Source organism: Brakhagea baltica (assembly GCF_052161605.1).
Classification (GTDB): Bacteria; Planctomycetota; Planctomycetia; order Pirellulales; family Pirellulaceae; genus JBKCUI01.
In genome coordinates, this window is the sequence record NZ_CP197409.1 from 1,980,891 (window position 1) to 2,003,054 (window position 22,164).

Sequence of the window (22,164 nt, forward strand, 5' to 3'; positions counted from 1 at the left end):
CGAGTGCCTGAGATGCAATGGCCCAAGTGGTCCAGCCAGCCTTGAATTGATCGTTGCGTCGTGTCGCTTCGCTCAAGTCGAAATGAATATCGATCGGTTTATCCACCGTAGCAGGCTGGAAGCCAGCAAAAGTGATTTGTCCATTTCCCGGTGAATTTATCCTACCGGTGCTCGTAGAAAAACTGATCAACTGAGGAGTGCCGACTTGGACTCCACCGACAGTTAAATGAAGCCGCCATCCCGTTTCAGACGATTGCTTAACGAAATAGACTTGAGCCTGATGAGCTGTTCCATCAAAGTCGTAAACTGTAAGCGGACTCGAAAAATTGTAGCTGTTTGGATTCGAAGGCGAAAAGGTTGCAACCGTCGGCTGAACTGCAGTCGACGGCAGGTTAAGATACCACTGGGTCCTGGACAAGCTGAGCGCCTCTGCCAGTTGATTCACCGTGGGTAGGCTGCCTCCCGACGTTAGACCGTTAAGAATAGAACTGATCGAACCGTTTGAGCCCTTTAGAACATTGCTGATGCCTAGTGTTTCAGCAAAAGTTGCCGCAGCAGGCTCGTCAGTACTCTCATCCCCTACAGGGACCAGAGCCGGCAGCTTCTGGCAGTCGCATTCATAGGTAACTAACTTGTCGAGCCAATCGAGCAGCTTTTCGAGAGCATCCTGGACGTCTTCGCCGATGAGTGGGGGAGGTAAAGGTTCTTTTGTTTGAACAGCAGGTGCGTTAATCTCCACATGGAGCAGATCACTCAGACTCGCATCAAGGAAAGCGATCGGATTTACGCGGCCTTGATTCAATGCGTTTACCAGTTTCGGCTTGCTAGCGCGAACTTCTCGCAGAGTAACACCTAAAACGCCATGAGTTTCGATCGCTTTAACAAATTCGATGACTTTTGCTTCACTGGCAGTCAAATCTGTTCCGCTGCCAACGAATAAAGATTCGTCGATTGAAAAATCGACAGACATACCGGCGTCATGACCGGCATGCAAATAGGGAATTTCGCCGATACCGTTGGCAGCACTGATGCCATAAATGCCTAACAGAATCGGAGCCTGACTTGAATGTACATGCTGAGCGGAGGAAGTAATCGAATCGATGAGCCAACTCGTTCCATGAAACCTTGGCGCAATACCAGGAGGCCAAGGTCCTTGATACAGACCTAGAATCCCAGGGACAGCAGTAACCTCTTTCCAAGCTGGGCCATTCAAAGCATTTGCATAAGCCACAGCTTGCGCGTCCAGCCCCTCCTGCTCAGAAAAAGCAGCGTTCTTGATACTGGCTGAAAATAGACCGATTGCATGCTTCGTCTGAGGGCCAACGATTCCGTCAACGACTAACAACTCGCTGTTTTGGCCAGGATAGTGCCAGTACCTCATTCGTTGCTGCATTTTCGCGATCTCAAGTCGCGATGTTGCTTCCGCAATCACTTGAGCTGGGTCATTCGTCTTGCCGGCCCCGGATGCGATTGCCACATCCAACATCCTGGCAGCATACAGTTCGAGCCTGTCGCCGAAATCTACCACTAACCAATGCTCGCTACCTCCTGTTTTCTTAAGTAACCATTGGGTGGTAAGAACGCTCCCATTCTGTTCGATGTTACGGTTGCTGACCTCAAAGCTGCCGGACAGGTTGGGTAGAGAGTCTCCGTTAACATTCTGTGAAAGATTGGTTCCCAGGCCGCTTGCATTGGACGAGTTCAACTGTCCGCGGATAGTGGCCACTCGGCTGGTATCGTTGGCGGAATTGACGACCAGAGCGGCTGGGGATTCGCCTGACCGGTACCAGAGTCGCATGGTGCCTTGAAAGCCCGAAGCCTCAAAACTAACGTCTTGTGGCAGATCAGAAAGGACGGGAGGTGCCAGAACGAGTCGACCGCTCAAATCAAAAGCTTCACCGGGAGCATTTTGAGCACCTTCAATTCGATCACTGAACAAGACGAAAGCGATCGTTCCGCCATTTCGCTGCAAATGGTGATCTCCTCGCAGCGCATTCTTTTCCGTGGCCAACACCCCTACGTTGCCACTGGAACTAATCGGTAGCAACACCCAACCAATAGTTGCAAAGCCGGTTGCTCCAGGATTGATAACACCCAGATCGATCGGAATAAGATCACCGGTTCGTCCGCCAGCTTTCAGTGCAACGTTATCGATATCTATAACTGCTTGAATCCCAGCTCCATTTATCGACTCGAGGCGAAAGGTCAGCGTTTGGACAGTATCGCGTAGATCGCTCGGAATCGCCACACGTTGTAATTTGAAGCCACTGGTTACCGACAGGGGCAAAGCGGCAAGCTCGCGGTTTCCAATCGAGACAATCAATCGATCGTTCGCCCCAGCGGTTACAACCCGCAGATCAAACTCCACGATACCTTGTTGCGAAGTGAGGTAGAAGGCGTTGTGCGTACGACTGCGCCCACTAGCGGTGAGTCTCAGAAAATGATTGCCCGCCTCTGAAAGAAGGAATCCATCTCCATGGCCTCCGTGATGCGACCAGCCCGGAAAGATATTGTCGAGTTGAGGAACGGGAGCAGGCACACCTATAAGGGGTAAAGAGATAAACTCAGTAAGGCTTTTGGGATATTCAAAATTGCCATTGATGAGTGTTGGTTGCCAGTCAATTGGTGCTCGGAAAGCGTCGGCAATCGGCGGATTCAGGACTGCCGGTTCTGTGTGTTTATGATCCTGTGCGGCTGCAAATCCCATTGGGGGCTGGTGGAAAGCGGCGGCGGGACGAACCAACGGATTTGGCTTTGCCGCCAAATCTAGTTCGTAACTATAGCCAGTTGAAAATCGATAGCCGAAATTACGCAATCCTGGGGAGATAACGGTCTGGCGATAAAGCCGTTCCCAGACGTTGGAATGAGGATTCCATCCAGACACTAGAGGGTCGTCGCTGACGTTATAATTTGAAGCGCCTGGGATTGGGCGGCCGTGGGGTATGAATGGAATAGTAGTGGTTTGGTAATACACGTCCGCAAACGAAATGTTGTTCCAAACTGTGGCACCATAACCTGGAATCGCCCCTAGGCTTGCTTGATTCTGATCTTGGTCAACCGGAATACCGCTTTGGTCGAAATCATGTGGATCCAGCAGAGTTAACTGATCGACTTTCACGCCATAAAAACCCAGTCGCTCGATTGCCTCTGTTGTCACGGCTGATCCAAACGAGTGAGCGATAAAATGCAGATTTAGATTATTCGACGCTGATTTTTGAGCCTCGATGACCCCCAAATCGGCTAGCATCGAGAAAAGTGCATCGCCAGCGGCTTCGGTCCAACCAGCCGACATTTCGTTTGACTCCACGGCCCAGTCAAACAATAGCACTGCACTGCCCCGAGGGTGAGTTGTTCCGTTTGGCAGCGTGTCGACTAGGCGGTCGCCGATTCGGTGCAGTTGAAAATAACCTCTTTCAGATTCGCCCGGAATATCATAATCAATTAGCCAACCACCACTTCGATGATGTATCGCTTGCGCGAGACTCATCAACGAATCACCACCGGTATTATCGACCTGAAAACCATGCGTGATTATCGTCAGGTGCTTTACTTCTCCCGAAATAATTTCCTCGGACAGCTTTTGAAGCGAACGCCCATTGGAGACCGCATCGGCGAGAATTTGGAGAAAGGCGGTTTGATCGCTTTCGTTAACCCAAGCTTGTAACAGGTGCTCGTGGGTTCCCCAGTAGGATTCCACCAAATGAAACAGCCTTAGGATTTCATGTTGAGTCTGTGCTTTCGCTAGGTCTTTGGCACTTGCATGAAGCGGATGGCTAGTGTCCGATTTATCAAGAACGGAGTGCGAGAAAGCTGCATTGTCAGGCGTATGATCAGGTTGCAATAAGAAGGTTCCGGAAACAATCGCAGCAAACCTTTGCCCACCTGCCTCCACCCAAGCTATATGAATGTTACCCGAGTCAGCTGTCGATTGCGTGTATTTTCCAATGGCTGTTGATGTTCCAAATGGAGTGTCTGGGAATTGAGGCTCTACCAATTGAGGAACTTCGGCTAGGATCGCTCCTCTGTACTCCTTTCCACTTCCTGGGTGTGAGAAGTCGTTCCATGCCTGAACAGAAAACGGAGTCAAGTCGTTCCAATATCCGAAACCGGTTTCGATAAGACTTCCGGAAGCTAGGTAGCCACCGGCCATTAAATCTGTCCAATTGGAATGTGCGTAGAAATCTTGAGCGGCATGAACAATTCTGCCAAAGTTTGTCGCGATGCTATTCATGTCCATCGCCGACGGGTCTGCGGCTTTCACGGCCGCGAGATAGCGTTCATTAATCCGAGCTGCACTCCCTGAAAAATCGCTCCCGTGAAAATGATCTTGCCGGTTCGTAATCAACGTGCTGTGCAAGTCAAACGCGGCTTGCCCAACCAACTGCCCGATGGCTGGCCTCATCATTGACGAGTTCTGACTGAATTGAGAGGCATCCAACAATAGCGACTCGTGTAAAGCAGCTGCAAAAAGAAGTCTGCGGTCCTCTAGAGTTTCTTGTGAAAGGACCCGACGTCTAGACATTGGAGAAGACTTTCTAGAAACTACTTCTCTGGACAAAAATTTTGGCATTCGATTGCCCTCGTTGCAACAGTGGACATGCGACCCCAGACCATACACGCATTATCGTAAATAACTATTGGCCTTATCGGCCTCTGGGGAGTCCTAAGAAGTTCGGGCGTTCAAATTCCAGTGTTGGTCTACCGAAAACTAGACCCACTCGGACAACCGTAAGACCCACAGATTAAACCACAAAACGATTAAATAATGTGCAGCGAAAACAAAGATTTTTTCCTTTTTTTGAATCTAGCTTTGAAAAAGGCAGCAGTGCGTCTAAAGTCTTTCAAGCTAGAGGTTTAGGCTCTTAAAGAACGCCCCGTCACTCCATTTCTTTAGGTGGAAATCAGCACCGCGATTTGGTTGCCCCCCCGAAGAGGGGGTTGGAGAGTCGCTGGTGGGCCATGACGAATAACGACAGTTCAGCAGGACCCATTCCGGCCAATAAGAACGCTCGCCTGTTTAGTGATCAAGAAGTGCCGTGATCGCGTATCTCATCTTCAACATGAAGTCTAACGTTTTGTCGTTATCGAGGCGGTAAAGCCACCTGATAGTTTTATCGCTTCTATGAAGGCAATTTGTTAAGAATCGCGAGCCGTGGAGGGGTGTGACCGGCTCATCGTTGCTTAGTCGGTAGTGAGTCGCGATTTGCTAGCACAAGATATTGTGGCATCATTTCCGGCGACAACCAATTGGTTTCGTTTTCAGTATTGAGAGAGATAATAAGGGTAACGGCGAGCTTTTTCGTCGGTTCTCAATCACGGAGTCAAATCATGAACGAATCGTTGGATTTCCAGAATGTAGATTGTATTGTCGCACAGCTTAAAGAGCTGGCTAACACAGCTTTTCGTACGGGGCAAGCGATCGACCAAACGGAGCTTGATTTACACAAGCGACTAATGGCTCTCGGACATGCATTGATTGGAACAATCATCGAGCAAGCAGGCCAGGGAGATGTTGGACCTACCATCGAGAAGAAAGGGCGAGTCTATAATCGAATGCCCAAACGGACTCGGAGGTATCGCTCCATCTTTGGCGATTTCAGAATCGAACGCTACGTCTATGGAACAACACCCGATCAAGCGATCCAAGCCATTCCTTTGGACGAGCATTTAGGGCTCCCGCAGAATGATTATTCCTTGGTCTTCGAGTCGTGGGTCGGAACTCATGCGACCGAATCTTCCTTCCATAAAGCGGTTGGGTTACTGGAACGAATCACGTCACTCCACGTCCCAGTCGACAGCGCCGAACGGATCGGAAGCCGATTGGGAAAATCAGCGGCCTTGGTACTCGATAATCCGCCATCGATCGATCGAGCTACCGAGGCAGAACTCTTGGTCCAAACCAGTGACAACAAAGGCATCCCGATGGTACGCAAGCAAACGGAAAAAACACCTGTGGGTGCTTCTGTCGAACGCATGGGCCCCAAGCCGGGGCAGAAACAAATGGCGTGCATGGCCGGAGTGTATACCGTAGATCGCGATGTTCGAACGGCTACAGAAATCATTGATGCTTTATTCCATGAGCCTGAGTCAGGCGAGACAAGTAGATCAGAAGCTAAGCCGAAGAATCCTCGGTACTTTGGGGCGTTGACCAAGCATGATTCTAACGGAAACGTGATCGGTAAGTCCGCTGAAGAGCAAGCTCAGCAATGGCTAACTGCCAATACGCTCCGACGCCACCGAGAGGGTCAAGAGATTTTGGTTATGCACGACGGGCAACCATCACTTTGGAACTTAGCGCATGAGTACCAGGAGGGATGGAACACGATTGAAATACTGGACCTGATGCATGTACTTCCGCGAATCTGGGCAGCCGCGAAGATCATCCAACCAGATTCGCAAAGCTCGTATGTTCGCGAACAGCTGCTGCTACTGCTTAAGGGAACCGAAGGTCTAATGATCATAGGAATCAAGACTGCGATGAGACGCAAGGGCATAAAAAAAGCACAACGCGAAGAGCTTGGTAAGATCGTGAAGTATTTGGAAAACAACCGCTCACGAATCAAGTACGGTGAGTATTTGGCAAAAGGCTATCCGATATGCACTGGGTATATTGAAGGAGCCTGTCGGCATGTGCCCAAGGATCGAATGGAAAAGAGTGGGATGAGATGGAAGGAAAAAGGAGCCCAGACCATGCTGAACCTTCGCTGCATCGAAGCGAGTGAGCTTTGGGATGTCTTAGCCACAACGCACCGAACGGTAAACCTCTCGATCTACGGTAAGAAACGAGTGAACTATAGCGATCAGTTCTTGGCAATGGCGTCGTAACTAACAGAACAACCGGTCACACCCGCCGTGGAGCAAATTCCGCTGAGCTCTCATCGCTCTGTTATTTGTCCAAAGCGTCACGTGAATGTGAACTGACAGTTCACTGATGTTACTTTGGTTCTCAATGGATTCAGAGACTTTCTAGTTGCAAACATCACTCTTTTACGTGGACTTCCTAACTGGACTCACCGTTGATATCGTCTCCAGCACATCCGGACATTTTCTTCTCGGAAACAATAGAGGTCGGAGCACCAAGATCCCGCTACTGCAGCCATTCGGGCAACTGACCATGTCCAGGTAACTCGATCATGTGGATCTTTTCAATGGCCTGGATTGCCATGAGTTGCTCCAGGGCCACGCGAGGTGGAACGCCATCGAGGTTGAGCACACCGATGGCATGCCCCCCCGGTTGCTGATTGGCTCGTCCAACCGACATCTGGCCGATATTGACTTGATGCTGACCGAACACGGTTCCGACGCGTCCAATGATCCCGGGTACATCGGTATGCGTAAAGAACAACAGATGCCCGTCTAGATACGCCTCGAGCCGATAGTCGTTGATCGAAATCAAGCGTGGCATATTGTTGCCAAAAACAGTCACACCTGCCTTGACCTTATTACCGCCACCGCTGACCTCAGCAGTGATCGACGAGCTGAATGCACCGAGCTCTCGAGTCTTGTTCTCGGTTAGATCAATGCTTCGCTCGCGGAGCAACATCTCGGCGTTGATGATGTTGACCTCTTCCGGCATGGCTCGCTCCATGAGCCCGGCACAGAACGCAGCTGTAAGGAGCTTGGTGTCTTTGTCCGATACCTCGCCGCGATAATTTAACTGGCAGGAGCTGATGCTCCCCTCGTGCCACTGAGCCATTAGCAAGCCGAGTCGATAGACGGTGTCCAGATAGCCTCGGAGCGAGTCCAAAGTTTTCGGATCCAGAGCTGCGACGTTAACTGCATGCCGGATCTCTCCAGTCTTGAAGAAGTTAATCAGCAACTGAATCCCTTCAATCGCAACTTGCGTCTGAGCTTCCTCGGTGCTGGCCCCCAAGTGCGGTGTGCAAACAACCCCTGCCATACCGAATAGCGGACTCTTAGTGCATGGCTCGTCTTCGAAAACGTCGAGAGCCACTCCGCCGATAATCCCTTGGCTTAGCCCCTCGATCAAAGCGGCCTCTTCATAGATTCCACCCCGAGCACAGTTGACCAACCGTATGCCCTTCTTCAACAAATGTAGCTGCTTCACGTTGACGAGATGCTTGGTCTCGTCAGTGAGAGGGGTGTGAACGGTTAAGTAATCGACTCTCGGCAGAAGATCTTGAACGACGTTAACTTTCTCGACTCCGAGCTTGCTCGCTTGTTCGTCCGAAAGGAATGGATCGTAAGCAAGAACCCGCATACCGAATGCGATCGCCCTTGTCGCAACCTCCCGACCGATCCTTCCCATGCCGATAATACCCAACACCTTGTCGGCAAGCTGGGTACCCATAAACGACTTGCGGTCCCATTTACCATCGCACAAGCTTTGATATGCAGGAGCGATGGATCGCGATAGCGCGAGCATCAGTGCAAAGGTGTGTTCGGCCGTGCTGAGAGTGTTGCCTGCGGGAGTATTCATCACCACGATTCCGAGCCGAGTGGCTGCGATCTTATCGATGTTATCAGTCCCGACACCCGCGCGAACGATCGCCTTGAGTCGCTTGTTACCCTCTAGCGATTCGGCGGTGATCTTAACCCCACTCCGGACAATAGCACCATCGAACTCGTTCAGCGATTTGCGCAGTTCTTCACCCTTAAGTCCGGTCCGAACCTCATATTCGAACTCGGGCTCCGCTTTGAGAAGATCAAAGCCTTCTTGAGCGATGGGATCGAGAACTAAAATTCGATAGGTCATTTTGGAAGCTTGTTGGAAAAGTGTTCTGGGAGAGGTTCTTGGTTTGTGGCGAATGCGATTCCGTTTCCCGGATTGCGATCGCTAGCCGTTCTTGCTCGCGAAATCAGTCATAAAGGATGCGAGAGCCTCCGCCCCCTCCATCGGCATCGCGTTGTAGACACTGGCTCGGATGCCGCCGACGCTGCGGTGGCCCTTGAGCGAGTCCAGCCCGTGCGATTGGGCTTGCTTCAGGAACGCCGACTCCAGCTCTTCGTTTGGAAGCCGGAACGTAACATTCATCAGCGACCGGTCGGACTTCTGTGCATGGCCTGTGTAAAGAGCAGGGTACTGGTCAACGACGTTGTAAACCAAAGCGGCCTTCTTTTGATTGATTTCGAACATGGCGGATAGGCCACCTACCGTGGACTCAAGCCATTCTGTAACCAGTCCCAGGACGTAAACCGCAAAGGTCGGTGGAGTATTCCACATCGAGTCTTCTTTGGAATGGTTTTTATAGTTCAAATAGCCTGGTAATTGCTCATCGGACCGCTCCAGCAAATCCTTGCGAATGATGACGACGGTCACGCCAGCCGGCCCCGCGTTCTTCTGAGCACAAGCGTAGAGCAAGCCATACTTGGAAATATCGAGCGGGCGGTAGAAGATATCGGATGAAGAATCGCAAACGACGGGAGCGGGCAAATCGAGATCACTCGCGAACTGAACACCTTGGATGGTTTCGTTGCTCGTGATGTGAACGTAAGCCGCGTCAGCCCGGACCGTGAGTTCACTCGTGCTGGGTAATCGATCGTAATTGCTAGCAGAAGCGTCAAAAATAACCTCCGTGGGGCCTTCCTTTTTGGCTTCGGCTAGTGCGTATTTCCCCCAGGATCCGGTGAGGACATACTGTGCCGGACCGGCTTGCCCTCGCAGGAGATTCATGGGGATCATGGAGAATTGGAGCCGCGATCCACCTTGCAGAAATAGCACGTCGTAGTCGTCGGGCACGCCTAGTAGACGAATGATTCGCTGTTTCGCGGCTTCTTGGATGGCGAGAAACTGCTTGCTTCTATGAGAAATCTCCATGACGGAGGCTCCACAACCGGGCAAACAAAGCATCTCGTCGCGGATTCGCTCCAAAACAGGTACAGGCAATACCGCTGGACCAGCAGAAAAGTTATAAAGTCGTTTTTCCATAATATTTGTTATTGAGGCGCGGTATGGTTCGGATGTTCGAGGGGATATACCGCCATCCTTCGAGAATTCTACGGGCAGACCGGATATCTTGAAAGGACAGTTGGCTTGTAACCCTCGCTACAATCTTCCCATGAACCACCGCAGCACACGAGATGTCGTCGAAGATTTGAGAAAGCACGGTAAGCTAATCGAGATTACCGATGCCGTCTCATCGCATTTAGAAATGGCGGAAATCCAACGCCGCGTGTACCAGCGAGGAGGACCCGGGCTGCTGTTCTCAAATGTCGTGGGGTGTAGGTTCCCGATGGCCAGCAATTTATTTGGTTCTCTCGAACAAGCCCGGTTCTTGTTTCGTCGGACCATCGAACGAGTCCGACGGGCGATTGAACTCAAAATTGATCCGAACGCATTCTTCAAGAAGCCGTTACGCTATGTGTCGGCACCGTGGACCGCATTCTCCATGTTGCCAAGAGCGGTAAGGAGCGGCCCCTGCCTTTCCACGTCGATAAAGCTCTCTGAGCTACCGCAATTGGTCTCGTGGCCAGACGATGGTGGAGCTTTCGTGACGCTGCCCCAAGTTCTAAGCATGGGGACCGAGACGAGTCTCATGAAAGCCAACCTTGGGATGTATCGCATCCAACTCTCCGGCAACGAGTTCGTGCCAGACCAACAAGTCGGGTTGCACTACCAGCTTCATCGGGGGATCGGCATTCATCATCAAGCCTGCTTGAACGCCAACAAACCGTTTCGCGTCGCGATATCGGTGGGGGGCTCCCCAGCCATGACGCTCAGCGCGGTTATGCCGCTGCCTGAAGGATTGAGCGAGCTGGCTTTTGCTGGGGCTTTAGCGGGTCACCGAATCCCGATGATCGTGGGAAATGATCATGCTCCTCTCTATGCTGACGCGGACTTCGTCATTCACGGCACGATTGACTTGACGACTACGAAGCCTGAAGGCCCTTTTGGTGACCATCTAGGTTACTACGCCAAGGTGCACGAATTTCCGTTCATGAATGTGGAACGAGTCTCGCATCGACCGGGAGCGATCTGGCCGTTTACAGTAGTCGGTCGACCGCCGCAAGAGGACACCACATTCGGCGAGCTTATCCATGAGTTGACAGGGAATATCATCCCAACCGTTTTGCCGGGTATCAAAGCGGTACACGCAGTGGATGCGGCCGGCGTGCATCCACTTTTGTTTGCAATTGGTTCCGAACGCTACACACCTTATCGAAATCCAAATCGTCCGCAGGAGCTTTTAACACAAGCTTGCGCCGTACTAGGACAAGGTCAATTGTCACTAGCCAAGTATCTCTTGATCGCCAACTCTTTGGATAACCCCGATCTCGACATTCACGATTGTGAAGCGTTTCTGGCACATGTGTTGGAACGGGTCGATTGGAGTCGCGATTTGCACTTCCATACTCGTACGACCATGGACACGCTTGACTACAGCGGTGATGGTTTGAATCAAGGTTCCAAGGTAGTTATTGCAGCCAGCGGTAGCAAGCGTCGGAATCTGGCGACGCAATTGCCGATAGAATTGAATGGGTACCAACACGCCAAATCGATTAAGCTGGCGATGCGAGGCGTGGCAGTGTTGCAGCCAAAGGGGCAAGAAACTTTATCGCGGATTGCAGAATCACTAAGTCATGTTCTAGGGAGCGATTCGGAGTCTATCAGAGGTTTACCGTTAATTGTCTTGGTGGATGACGCAGACTTCTCATCGAGAAACATTGGGAACTTTTTGTGGACAACGTTTACGCGAAGCAATCCTGCAGCGGATATCGACGGAGTGCATTCCTTTATCGATAACAAGCATTGGGGGTGTCGTGGTCCGTTAATAATCGACGCGAGAATCAAGCCGCATCATGCACCGCCGCTGATTGAAGACCCCAACGTCACAGCCAAAATCGATGCCATGGCCGCCCGTGGCGGTCCGCTATCGAAGTACCTTTAGGCGTCGACAAACGATTTTGGTCTGGATCACCATTTGCTAGAAACGCTGCGTCAGTTGGGCCGTTTAGCGGCCTAACTTCCTATCCAATCGGGATTTCCCCGAGTCCCGTAGCAGTAAGCGGACTCCAGTCAGGTCACTGAAAATTCGAAGGCGTGAACTAGGTCAAGACGACATTGGTTGGTACCTTGTGTTTCTTGATTGGCATCATGTGATTCGTTGGGATGAACCACGAATCATGCGAATAGCACGAATAAAAAAACGGTTCTCGAATTCGTGTCATTCATTCGATTCGTGACTGATCTTTTTGAAGGTGACAATCGTAAAGGCAGAATGATGCAAGGTAAAATGATGACAGGGGAGCTAGAAGCGACTGAGTAGTACGCATTCCGGTCCTGTGATGACCATTCCAGTGACAGCAACTCACTCGGTATAAGTTCTTTTTGCATCTGTGGTTCCCAGTCTTTGCGACCTACAAACTCAGTTGGATCTTTAGATGGACTTGAAACCAGTCAAATCAATTCCATGGATGCCCCAATCCATCGCAGATATCAGAAAAGTTAATCGACTGCTTGTGGGTCTATACAGCGATTGGAATTTCGAAGAGAACTTAAAAACACGTGCGTCGGCAAGACGCACGCAAGCTCGGCGACAACAATGAGAAGACAGGACTAACGACTTAGTCGTCAACGTCTTCGAATCCGCAACCGCTTATGTTTGGACTCCCAATTTCGATGACATCGATTTACCTGATGACCTCTAACACGTCATGCCGTTTCACAATAGAGCACCTTGGAATCTAGCGAGCTTTGTGAGTGCGTAATTGTTCGAGCATTCCACGATAGGCATCGAGGTAATGGTCGTAGACATTGGGCACGAATCCTTGTACCAAGGGGTTGCCTTCCTTATCGAACTTTGGCTTTTGGGATTCCTCAGTCTGACGTAGAAGCTCGTCGAACTCTGCATCGCTCATGCCATCGACATAACCTGCTTCTTGACCGGTCGGTTCCGAGTCTGGACCTTTGGACATGACTAGCATTTGTGACCGCTCAATGTCATTGTCGGTCCAACGGACCATGTGACCAAAGTGCTCGTATGGGCTAATCAGTCTTGAAACTGGGTCCATGTCGTTGACAAAGAAGACGTACTTACCATCAAGTTTCGGAGTGAGGTACGACGAGAGTTTGCTTCGAACTACTTTTGGTTGCCCAAACGTCATCATCCCAGCGATCTGATATTTAGTTTCATTCAAAAGGCGATAAGCACAGACGACAGCTAAGCCACCACCTAAGCTGTGACCTGTTAGCCAGACTCGTTTCGTTTTATATCGCTCAAGTAACTCGATAACTTGAGAGTGCAAATCATCGTAACCTTTTGCGAATCCACCGTGCATCGATCCCCGCTCAGTCTTCACACCAATAAAGCGAAGGTCTTGCAGAATGTCATACTCATGCCCCTCGGTTCCACGAAAAGCGACAATAGTGTCGTCGTCAGCATCGATGATATAGCCCTGCATCGATCCACCGTTAATCGACTCGGATTCCCAACCGAATTCACGAATCTTTTCTCTGGCTTGCGATGGAGGAAGGTATGCGATATCTGAAAGCTCCAGCAACAAGCTTGCGACTGGCCAGTAGGCATTCCTGTCCCGAGACGACCATTCAAGGGCGAGCAACTCTTTCGGTGTTAGTTCCTTTTGAGGAGGTGGTTCCCATTCTGTTCGATCTTCGATATCAATTCGATCTCTGGACGGATTTGAAAGCAACCCGACAGCTATGACGATTGCAACTCCCAAGCCTCCGCCGATGCCTGATCCGAGAATCGGTTTGAAAAAATGACGAGGAATGAATCTTAAGAAGGCGATTCCACAAATCGCACCGCATACGAGCATGCACCATAACCACTCCCCGCTGAGCATTGCTGTCAGTCCGATGCCGATGGCTCCTGCGAGAATTGCAATGGCAAACACTTTCAAGCGATTATTGGACCCAGATTGGCTTCTCGCTTTCATTTTGCCTCCTTCTCAGACAACTTTACCACTATCCCTCATCCTCATCGAAGAAGTCATTGGATACCTCCTTTAGATGATACACTTTTGTTGTTGTAGTTCCAACATTGTGCTCAATCATGAAGTCCGCAAGTCTTTCACCGTCAATCAAAACGATTTTCTTGCCGACAATTCGACCGACGAATTCATAAGCGTCTTTACTGAACTGTGATGTGGTTATGATCACTCCTTTGTTGGCTTGTACGAAATCCATGCTTCCAACAAATTGCTGCACAACAGGTCTGCCAACAGTGGTATCGGCGTATCGCTTTGCTTGAATACAAACGACATCCAGTCCAAGCTTGTCCTCTCGTATAATTCCATCTATTCCCCCGTCACCACTCTTTCCAGTTACCGAACCATCTCCGGTTACTCCTCCGTACCCCATCGATCGAAGTAACAAGACGACAACACGCTCGAAAAAAGGTGGGCTGCACGTTTTGAGTCTCGTGAGAAGCTCCTCAGCGGTTGCTTTGTGGAGCGATTCGAAAGACGATTCAATCTGCTCAATTGGAGTGAGTGTTGCGTCGATCTCCACGTTGTTTTTGTCTTCAAGTTCGGTGGGGTCATCGGAGTCCGTTGCACCGATGAACTTCAAATACGAAGGGAACTGCTTAAGGTACTTGCAGTTGATCGAGGTGGGTGACTTTTGGAGGGTTTGAAGCCCTATCTCGGAAATGGTGACCTTACCTCTGCTTGGATTGTGGATCAGTCCAGCATTCTTTAAGTGCGACTTAGCCCAAGCGACCCGGTTCGTGAAGATTGCTTGCTGTCCGCTCGGGAGCAATTGGTGTCGTTCAGCTTCTGTAAGAGCGAAATGAATTGCTAGACGATCCGTCAAGTCCCGGGTAGTCCAAGTTTGCTGGTCGCTCAACAGTTGCATGAACGGGAGCATGATGGTCTGGAAATCGGGTATTGCCATGTTATCAGATGGCCTTCTCGCTTTGCGGTTCGGGATTATTTTTTGGTTGGATCGGTAATGTGCAATAGTTGATAGGGCTTAGGTCAATCATCAGCTTGCTACGTAATTCTGCAATCCTGTCGTCAGTAACATTTTTGAGTAGATGCTCCACTAACTCCGCTTGACGAGGTTGCCCAAAAGTAAGTCGATAGAGTGCCAACGTTTTGAGAAGAGAGGTTAATTTTGCTCGGTCTTTGCTGAAGGGATAAAACGGAATGATGCGTTCAATCTGATAGCTGTCGGCCTTTACGTGCCAATAGGGAATCAACTCACACTTGCCTGTTCCTTCACGTTCGTTTTGTTCTGCGATAACAAAGAGAGCATCCCAAAGACCATGTTGGTCAATCAATTCCTTCGATAGTAGGGAGCCATACTTAGCTGCAATTTGCTGTCTTATTACCAGTCCCTTGAATCGGTTGATACGTCCTTCACGTTGTTCTAGATCGATAGGATTAGTTGGCAGATTCCAGTGGACAATCTTGCGACAGTAGGTGTGAAAATCGAGCCCCTCTTGGCCAATCGACGTTGTTGCCATTACGAATGGTCGAAATGGGGAGTTGAAGTTGTATCGAATACCCTTAATACGATTTCTGCCATCCTCCGTTTCAATCCTCTGGTTTCCAAGATCAACTGCATAGTGGCAACGCATATTCCTACGTTTTTCACTGAGGAAGCTCTTAAGGTCATCAACCTTGATCGAGGATGTCCCAAGATTCATCGAGTCTATTACTCTTTGGAACATATCCCAGATTGTTGGTGCGTCCGGTCTCAAAACGTGGAAGAACTCATCGAGTACCGATTGAAGACAGCCGCTTTCGCAGTATTTGAGAACTCGCTTCCAATAGCTATCTTTATTCGTACTGAGCCGAACTGCTGCAATCGATTCCGGCTTGTTGAATAGAGTCAAAAATTCAGCAGCTAAATCAAATGCAAAGAGAAGTCTGTCGTAATTCGGGGCATCGAAGCACTTCCAAATGGATCTGAGCGAGCAAATCGCTGGACTGGCGATGGCGATATCTGCGAGTACCTCTGCTAAATCTGGCGGAAGGACGCCCAGACCAGCTTCGTTGGGATGTGAAAAGCAGTTTACAAACTCTTCAAAGTGCTTTTCCTTTGAACTGCTTTCTTCCTTCTTCTGACTTCCCTCTGTGGATGCTCCAAAGAAGGTTGAATCGTTGGATCGAAGTACTGTCGTCAACCAGTGGTCGAGTCCATCTCGGATCGACGGCGTACGTCGATCAAGCAAGAGAGGAGCGGCCCAGTACCAGCGATCAGATTCCCCGGTAGGCGTTCCGAATTTGTGCAACTCAGCATCTTCGATGAGTTTATTTAACTTGGCGACCAAATTCTCCCGAATAGCTTGGAGGGAGTTGTCGCCCAGTCTTACCGAATCACAGTCGAGCAGGCCTGACAACGTTTGTGATGGATACAGCAAAGCGAAATTGGACATGTTGTTGGGAGATTCACCAGCATCGGACTTCTTTTGAGAAAACGTCAACTGCGGGATCGGGTGGCGACGTTCATTCTTACCGTGGAAGTACTTTCTTTCTTTTTGCTCTTGAGAGTCCATGGATTCAGCATGACCGATAGTTCTTCGTTCGACCTCGTATGAGATCAAAGATGAAATCATTCGTGGAACCATTAACCACGACGAAAAAATCAGTGTCTTCGAGAAGCCAGCCGCATTGCTGAAAACCCCCGTCAATGGGTAACAAGGTAGGCTTGGTGGAACCCATAGCAACAACTCACCGTTGTTTGTAGTAACCTCCTGAAGTACTTGATTGAACTTCGAGTTTTGCACGGTGTTGGTTTCGTCTTGAAATAGCAACTCGTACTTGTTTACTTCACCGTGATTGATCCACGCACTACGGTTGAGTTCAAGCTGTCGGCGGACTTCTGGTTCATCCTTTCGATCACTAAGCTGGCTTTTGATCTTGTAGTCATCAAGGAATGAAAGCGGAAATGGTGCCGACTTACAAAACTCAACGGGAGCATGCAGTGAATGTTGACTATTGTTGCCAGTTTCGTTCAGACATCGAACGACATTGTCGGTTGCGATGAAATTTTGGATGTCACCCGCAGTTACTTGCAGCGGTTGTGTCCGCCACTTGTCTATTGTCATCGCATTGAAGTCTTCTGACACGCTGAGTCGTTCGGTTCTGCACATTACTCGCCGCAAGACTCGTTGAACTTCGTCACGGTGCATCGAATCGATATCATTGTCGTTGCTGCCAAGCTCAATAAGCTGTTTGAATAATGATTGACGATGGTGATCATACTGAGTGATGGCTTCTTTGTCTCCGTTGAAAAGAAAGCCAAGGATGCTGCGAAACTCCTTGTAATGCTCCTCACCACTTTCCCAAGGTGCGTCACCGGTATATGCCTTGAATGGAGTTGCTGACAACAGAAGAATTCGAGCATCCTTCTTGCTGAAGATTCTTCGAGCGACTTCGGCTGCATCGGATTCAACTTCTTTCGTTACCAGTTCCTTGAAACGCTGGAATTCATCAAGAATGTAGATATCAGCATCAATGTAGTTGACGCAAACTTCCGACAGAACATCCTTCAGTTCCGTAACCAGTTGGTCTGATGCGGCTCGGAACTGACCGTGGTTCTTCAACGTAACCAATGCGGATAGATTCTTTGTAGCAGCGTAGAGCGAGATTGGTCTCTTTAGTTCCAAAGTGTCGAAAAGTGGACTTTGGGAGTATTGCAAAACTTTCTTTTTGAGTGCCGCAGTGAATGTAGAGCTACAGCAGGGCCGAAGAGGACGGCCGCACGGGGTGTCTCGCTGTGAATCGAGCTCTGTGAACCATTCACTTGGGAGTTTCTGTACTCCTGCTCGGAGAATGGCCGAGATGGATTTCCCGAACGATTTCAGTTGATCGTCTTGCATCAGCAGAGAGTAAAGGATGCGACGTTCACCCTGTTGTCCAGTGCTACTTCCCTTGTTGAACGATGTCGCTGGCGTAAGTGTATTAAGACGAAGTACATTGCCGTCACTATCTTCCGGCTTAAACGCCAGATAAGAGAGTCTGCTTGCGAATCGATCATGAGATCGCTTGTCAGGAAAGATATCAAGCTTGCCGACGTTTTCTTGAGCGATTACTTGATTGGAGCAAATGTAAGTGACTTTTAGTGGGAGTTCTCCCCCGCTCACCAAACGGTCACGAATACATTGGGCAATTACTCCCTTAGCGACAATAGTCTTTCCGAGTCCTACTTCGTCAGCGACAAGCATTCGCTGTTGGCCCTTACGAAACAGGTTGTCGTAAACAACATCTACTGTTGCACGCTGGAAATCCTTCAGAGAGTCGAGAGCACGCTGAATAAGCTCCGCAGAATTGTGTTCATCACTCATCGTCCTTTCCTTTGCTTTTGAGGAACGATGGCCTTGAACGCTTCCCAAAACTCCAAAAACTCATGTGGTATGATGCGTCCGTTTTCCTGTTCGTCCGCCTCCTCACAAAGTTTACCGATAACTTCGTCGATGGCCGCTAAGCGTTGAGGGGATCGTGAAGCTGCGAGAAGTAACTGTTCAAATATAGGGGTCGATAAATCCCATATCGAATCGCCATCCGATCCATTTCCATCGCCACGTGTGGATGTGCCAACGGGTTCTTTTTCTAAGTCGTCGGCCAACAAGAATCGTAAGTATTCAAAGAACCGGTCACGGCTGTTGATGATGCTCTTGAGGATTCGGCCAATGCGACTTTCTGGGATACCTGCAATGTCAACTTTAATTAGGAATGCTCTGAGCCGCTCTGCTCCTTGCCAGATTTCGAATCGCAGGAATCGACTAAGGTTGCTTTCGCTGATGTTGGAAAAGATGAACTCATTGGATTTTCCTGATTCGAGAGTCACCGGATCAATCCCATCGGAATTGAATGGTGACACCCGAACAGTCAGATTTGCCCAAGTCGCTGAAGCAGGATCGATTACCAGAACTAGATCGTAGTTTTGCTGATTTTCGGATAGTACAAGTTCCGCTTTTTTGACCTCCAGAACCTTGAGCAATTCAAACTCCAGAACACGCAGTTGTTCTTCTATTATCCTGATTTCAGAATCATCGAAAGGCACATCTGGTTCATCATAGGGCTGAAAGATCCCGCCTTCATCATTCTTACCAAGCAACTCCTCTTTAAGTCGATCAAGTTGAACTGCGGCACCGGTTCCACGAAGTTCCAAGATGAACTCGACGTTGCGTTCGAACGCAGCCATCGTCGCATTTGCCGAGCCAATGAACCATTGATTGCGACTTGACTCGCCCTGAAAAACAAACAGCTTGGCATGGAGATTTTGTTGCAGCATCTCCCCCTCGCCATCCTCGCTGGATTCGAGATTTTCACCATCAACGACGAGATCCGAGATGCAAAAGGTACTTACATCATCAAGTGAATTTGGTGGCAAACGACGAAGCTCTTCACGACGGCCCAAAAAAACCAATTCTTCAGTTACATTCGCCTTCAACTGGGCAATCGCATCCCCGTGGACGAATGGACTGATGCAAATGGCTTTGGAACCGGTCTGAGTAACAAGTGGATTTTCGTATCCCTCGATCCCTACTGGATGAAAGAAATAGTTTTGATTGAAGCCATTTGGAGTTTTGAATTGTACTCGGCGAAGATCAGAGAGAAACTTTCGATCACCCTCGAAGCCCTCATAAGAAAGCAGGTGCTTTACGAAGTCAACCAATGGTCCATTTTTGGTTTGCCGTTCATCGCCGACTTCACCGTCCATATGAACGGCAATGTCCCAGTTACGGTCGTAGGTCAAGTTGCGGCTCAGCACAATCGTTCGATAGATGGCTGGCAGAGTGTCATGCTCGTAACGCAACACCCAAACCTTTGGATGAAATGAGGTGTAAGCATTTTCCGGCAAGATGCCCACAACGCATGGCTCTAGTAGCCCGTACAGTCGGTTGTGCTTCTTAGGAACGTAGATCTTACCCTTTTGATGATAGATGCGAAGCACATCAGGACATCGTTGGATAGCTTCCAGAAGCTGAACTTTCTCCCGTTCAAAACTTCCTTCCATCGTCTGCGAAAAGAACAGTGCCACGGGTATGGAAAGCAGCGTGTTCAAATCCAGTGAGTAAGTGGCAGCTACAGCTTTCGCAAGTCGATAACCGCTAGGTGGAATTAGCATCGCACCGTAATCCAAACGGTTCTTTCTAACGTCAAGCATCTTTACCCTCCGATGCTAAAAGCCCATTGTGGATATCTCGGATGATCGCTCTAGCTTGGAAGAGTCGATAGTTCAGATCGCTGATGCCAATCCAATCGTTAACACTTTCCTGTGAGTTAGGTTGGAGGCGAGCACGAGATTTCTTGTTGTACCTTTCTTGATTGGCAACCAGCTTATCGAGCTTTTCAAGAGGCAAATGGTCTCTCAGTCCATCGATCCACGCCTCTACAAACTGCACAGTATGTTTACGAACTGTACGCTGGTGCAATTTGACTTGATCCCACAATGCACCGGTGCTCCATCTACCCCAGTCAAAGTCAGCAAGTGCCTCCATCCATCCGTCCCACTCAGAGTCAAATTCACCCTTCTTCCTTCTCGTACCATGTTGCTCTTGAAGTATGCAGTTGTACCGAATATGAGCACCGTACATCAGTTGCCAAAAATCTCTTGCGGCAAAGATGGTTTGCGTGAGTTCACTTGGCAGTTCTTGGACGAAAGAAGCCTCATCGGCCAGAGTTGTAAAATTCCAATTGTTTGGCAACTCGACAAATTGCTCCCGGAGATTGGGATCAAGAAGAGCTTGCCCTAATAGGCTCTGTGGGACTTTCGCTGAGATCTGATTCGACAAGAAAGTTGCTTCGTCCACTGTGAGGTTTAGTGATAGTTTATCAATCCAGTCAGCATCGTAAGCGGGACAGATAATGCCCTCATTGCCATGCTCAGAGGCATCGGGGTCATCCCCTTTTGATTTGTCAGTACCCTTCACCAACTCCAAAAGAGATTGATCTGGGTTAGCGTACTTCCGGCAGAACGCTTGCAGAGACAGTTCAGTGCGAATCAATCCAAACTGTCGAATTCCCACCCAGTAAGCAGACGAGGGCTTCCGTTGAACTTCGCCCTGCTTGTTGTAGAAACGCTCACCAATAATTCCATCTTGAGGATCATCGGCATGATTTTCGACCAGAGCTTCCATGCAAAGGTTTTCTTGATCGTTCAGATAGTCGGCAAGTCGTTGGCGGCGTCGCTTGTTGGCAGGTAGTTTTTCGTAGTCCTTAAAGATGCGTGGGACAGTGACAAAATACTTGGCACGTGTCTGAATGGTTGAAATGCCGGGAAACAAAGAATCAGAAAACGAATCTCGGATGACACCAATGCCAAGCTCATCAATCACACCGGGGGTAGAGAGTAAGTCGATAACCGACTTCACCTTCTCTCGATGTTCTGATGAGAAATCGACCCAACCAATTGCAGACATCAGCTATCTCCTTTCGTCTGAAACCACTCCCAACGCTTTTTCAAGGCAGCAGTTTGCGGGCGAAATTCAATCTTTGCAGGAACTCGAATTGTTATCCCACTCAGATAGTCGTAGGAGGAGCCTTTCAAGCATGATGCAATCTCAACCATGAGTGTCTCAGGATGGATGCCGATCAAGTGGCGATCAAAAAGTGTGTGAATATCAGCACGTAGGAGCAGCCCATTTTGTGGTTCGCTTGATTCGACAATCCAGTGTGGTTCGATGTGAGCCGCTTCAAGTGCATCCACGACATCACAATCCGTGATTGAACACCTACCCGCATATGCATCGACAAGAGTTGCTCGAAAATCGCTTTGCCCGAGCCTCTGCCTAACCTCTCTGAGAACTCGCTCAAGTTCCAACACTGAGTCGGGCAGTTTTGTGCCACGCACAAATTCAGTGACGTTTCCCGCTAAACTTCTTATCTCCTCAAACTGTTCCTCAGTTATCCGCTTGCCCCATTGTCCAAGCTTGATTGACAGTTCCGAGAGTAGAATCGGTTTTTCATAGAGCGTTGATTTCTCAACAAGGTAAACGAATTGAACCCTTGGGTAGGCACTGCGGTCGGCATCCGTTGGCTTGACCTTTTCGGAAATATCAAAATGACCAAATGCCACGCCATCTCGTGAAACGACAATAACATCAGCGTTTTTTGAAGAGGTGTAACGATATCTTCCTTGCTCCGACTCGAAGATTCCATTTGAGATGTACTTTTCAAGATCGATGCGGTCTGGGAAACCGAGTTCCGTTTTGTCTGGGTTTCCAAAGATCCAAATTTCTCGTTCGTCGATCACGTTTGCACCAATCTTGAAAACGTTCTTTCTGTACG

General features: G+C 49.4%; 11 protein-coding genes (1 of these 11 cut by a window edge). 2 read left to right on the top strand and 9 right to left on the bottom strand.

Features of this window, described 5'->3' with window-relative positions:
* Positions 1-4,522: the 5' end (the start) of a PKD domain-containing protein gene (locus SH449x_RS07400; RefSeq protein WP_482380692.1), read on the bottom strand. It extends 25,952 nt beyond the left edge of the window; only the first 4,522 of its 30,474 coding nucleotides appear in the window; the start codon lies at positions 4,520-4,522; its stop codon lies off the left edge, out of view.
* Positions 4,523-5,328: 806 nt separating this feature from the next.
* Here SH449x_RS07400 and SH449x_RS07405 point away from each other — a divergent pair.
* A complete protein-coding gene (locus SH449x_RS07405; RefSeq protein ID WP_482376812.1) occupies positions 5,329-6,825 on the top strand; it encodes an ISKra4 family transposase in 1,497 nt (498 codons plus the stop codon).
* Between the two features lie 262 nt (positions 6,826-7,087).
* On the opposite strand, the gene serA is transcribed toward SH449x_RS07405, so the two are convergent.
* Both serA and serC read right to left on the bottom strand, forming a co-directional pair.
* Positions 7,088-8,716 (bottom strand): phosphoglycerate dehydrogenase, encoded by a 1,629-nt coding sequence (serA, locus tag SH449x_RS07410; RefSeq protein ID WP_482380693.1) that lies wholly within the window; start codon positions 8,714-8,716, stop codon positions 7,088-7,090.
* A gap of 81 nt (positions 8,717-8,797) precedes the next feature.
* Positions 8,798-9,889: a 3-phosphoserine/phosphohydroxythreonine transaminase gene (gene serC, locus SH449x_RS07415; protein ID WP_482380694.1), complete on the bottom strand. Its 1,092-nt coding sequence runs from the start codon at positions 9,887-9,889 to the stop codon at positions 8,798-8,800.
* Between the two features lie 130 nt (positions 9,890-10,019).
* Between serC and SH449x_RS07420 the strand changes: the two genes are divergently transcribed.
* Entirely contained in the window at positions 10,020-11,849 is a 1,830-nt protein-coding gene (locus SH449x_RS07420) for a UbiD family decarboxylase (protein ID WP_482380695.1), read from the top strand.
* Between the two features lie 796 nt (positions 11,850-12,645).
* Here SH449x_RS07420 and SH449x_RS07425 read toward each other — a convergent pair.
* The 6 genes from SH449x_RS07425 to SH449x_RS07450 are packed head-to-tail and all read right to left on the bottom strand — an operon-like array spanning position 12,646 to position 22,129.
* Complete coding sequence (locus SH449x_RS07425) at positions 12,646-13,857, bottom strand: lipase family protein (protein ID WP_482380696.1); 1,212 nt, start codon at positions 13,855-13,857, stop codon at positions 12,646-12,648.
* Between the two features lie 28 nt (positions 13,858-13,885).
* Entirely contained in the window at positions 13,886-14,815 is a 930-nt protein-coding gene (locus SH449x_RS07430) for a restriction endonuclease (protein ID WP_482380697.1), read from the bottom strand.
* A gap of 4 nt (positions 14,816-14,819) precedes the next feature.
* Entirely contained in the window at positions 14,820-18,215 is a 3,396-nt protein-coding gene (locus SH449x_RS07435; protein ID WP_482380698.1) for a helicase C-terminal domain-containing protein, read from the bottom strand.
* Positions 18,212-20,041 carry a phospholipase D family protein gene (locus tag SH449x_RS07440; RefSeq protein ID WP_482380699.1) on the bottom strand — a complete coding sequence of 610 codons (1,830 nt, stop codon included), beginning with the start codon at positions 20,039-20,041 and terminating at the stop codon, positions 18,212-18,214. The genes SH449x_RS07435 and SH449x_RS07440 overlap by 4 nt, the downstream gene beginning before the upstream one ends.
* Positions 20,034-21,296: a DUF6361 family protein gene (locus tag SH449x_RS07445; protein WP_482380700.1), complete on the bottom strand. Its 1,263-nt coding sequence runs from the start codon at positions 21,294-21,296 to the stop codon at positions 20,034-20,036. The genes SH449x_RS07440 and SH449x_RS07445 overlap by 8 nt, the downstream gene beginning before the upstream one ends.
* A complete protein-coding gene (locus SH449x_RS07450) occupies positions 21,296-22,129 on the bottom strand; it encodes an HNH endonuclease (RefSeq protein WP_482380701.1) in 834 nt (277 codons plus the stop codon). Before SH449x_RS07450 ends, SH449x_RS07445 begins: the two co-directional genes overlap by 1 nt.
* Positions 22,130-22,164: the final 35 nt, after the last annotated feature.

Bases quoted from the DNA above. Each gene is read 5' to 3' on its own strand.
- SH449x_RS07405 (WP_482376812.1), top strand. From the start codon at position 5,329: ATGAACGAATCGTTGGATTTCCAGAATGTAGATTGTATTGTCGCACAG.
- serA (WP_482380693.1), bottom strand. From the start codon at position 8,716: ATGACCTATCGAATTTTAGTTCTCGATCCCATCGCTCAAGAAGGCTTT.
- serC (WP_482380694.1), bottom strand. From the start codon at position 9,889: ATGGAAAAACGACTTTATAACTTTTCTGCTGGTCCAGCGGTATTGCCT.
- SH449x_RS07420 (WP_482380695.1), top strand. From the start codon at position 10,020: ATGAACCACCGCAGCACACGAGATGTCGTCGAAGATTTGAGAAAGCAC.
- SH449x_RS07425 (WP_482380696.1), bottom strand. From the start codon at position 13,857: ATGAAAGCGAGAAGCCAATCTGGGTCCAATAATCGCTTGAAAGTGTTT.
- SH449x_RS07430 (WP_482380697.1), bottom strand. From the start codon at position 14,815: ATGGCAATACCCGATTTCCAGACCATCATGCTCCCGTTCATGCAACTG.
- SH449x_RS07435 (WP_482380698.1), bottom strand. From the start codon at position 18,215: ATGAGTGATGAACACAATTCTGCGGAGCTTATTCAGCGTGCTCTCGAC.
- SH449x_RS07440 (WP_482380699.1), bottom strand. From the start codon at position 20,041: ATGCTTGACGTTAGAAAGAACCGTTTGGATTACGGTGCGATGCTAATT.
- SH449x_RS07445 (WP_482380700.1), bottom strand. From the start codon at position 21,296: ATGTCTGCAATTGGTTGGGTCGATTTCTCATCAGAACATCGAGAGAAG.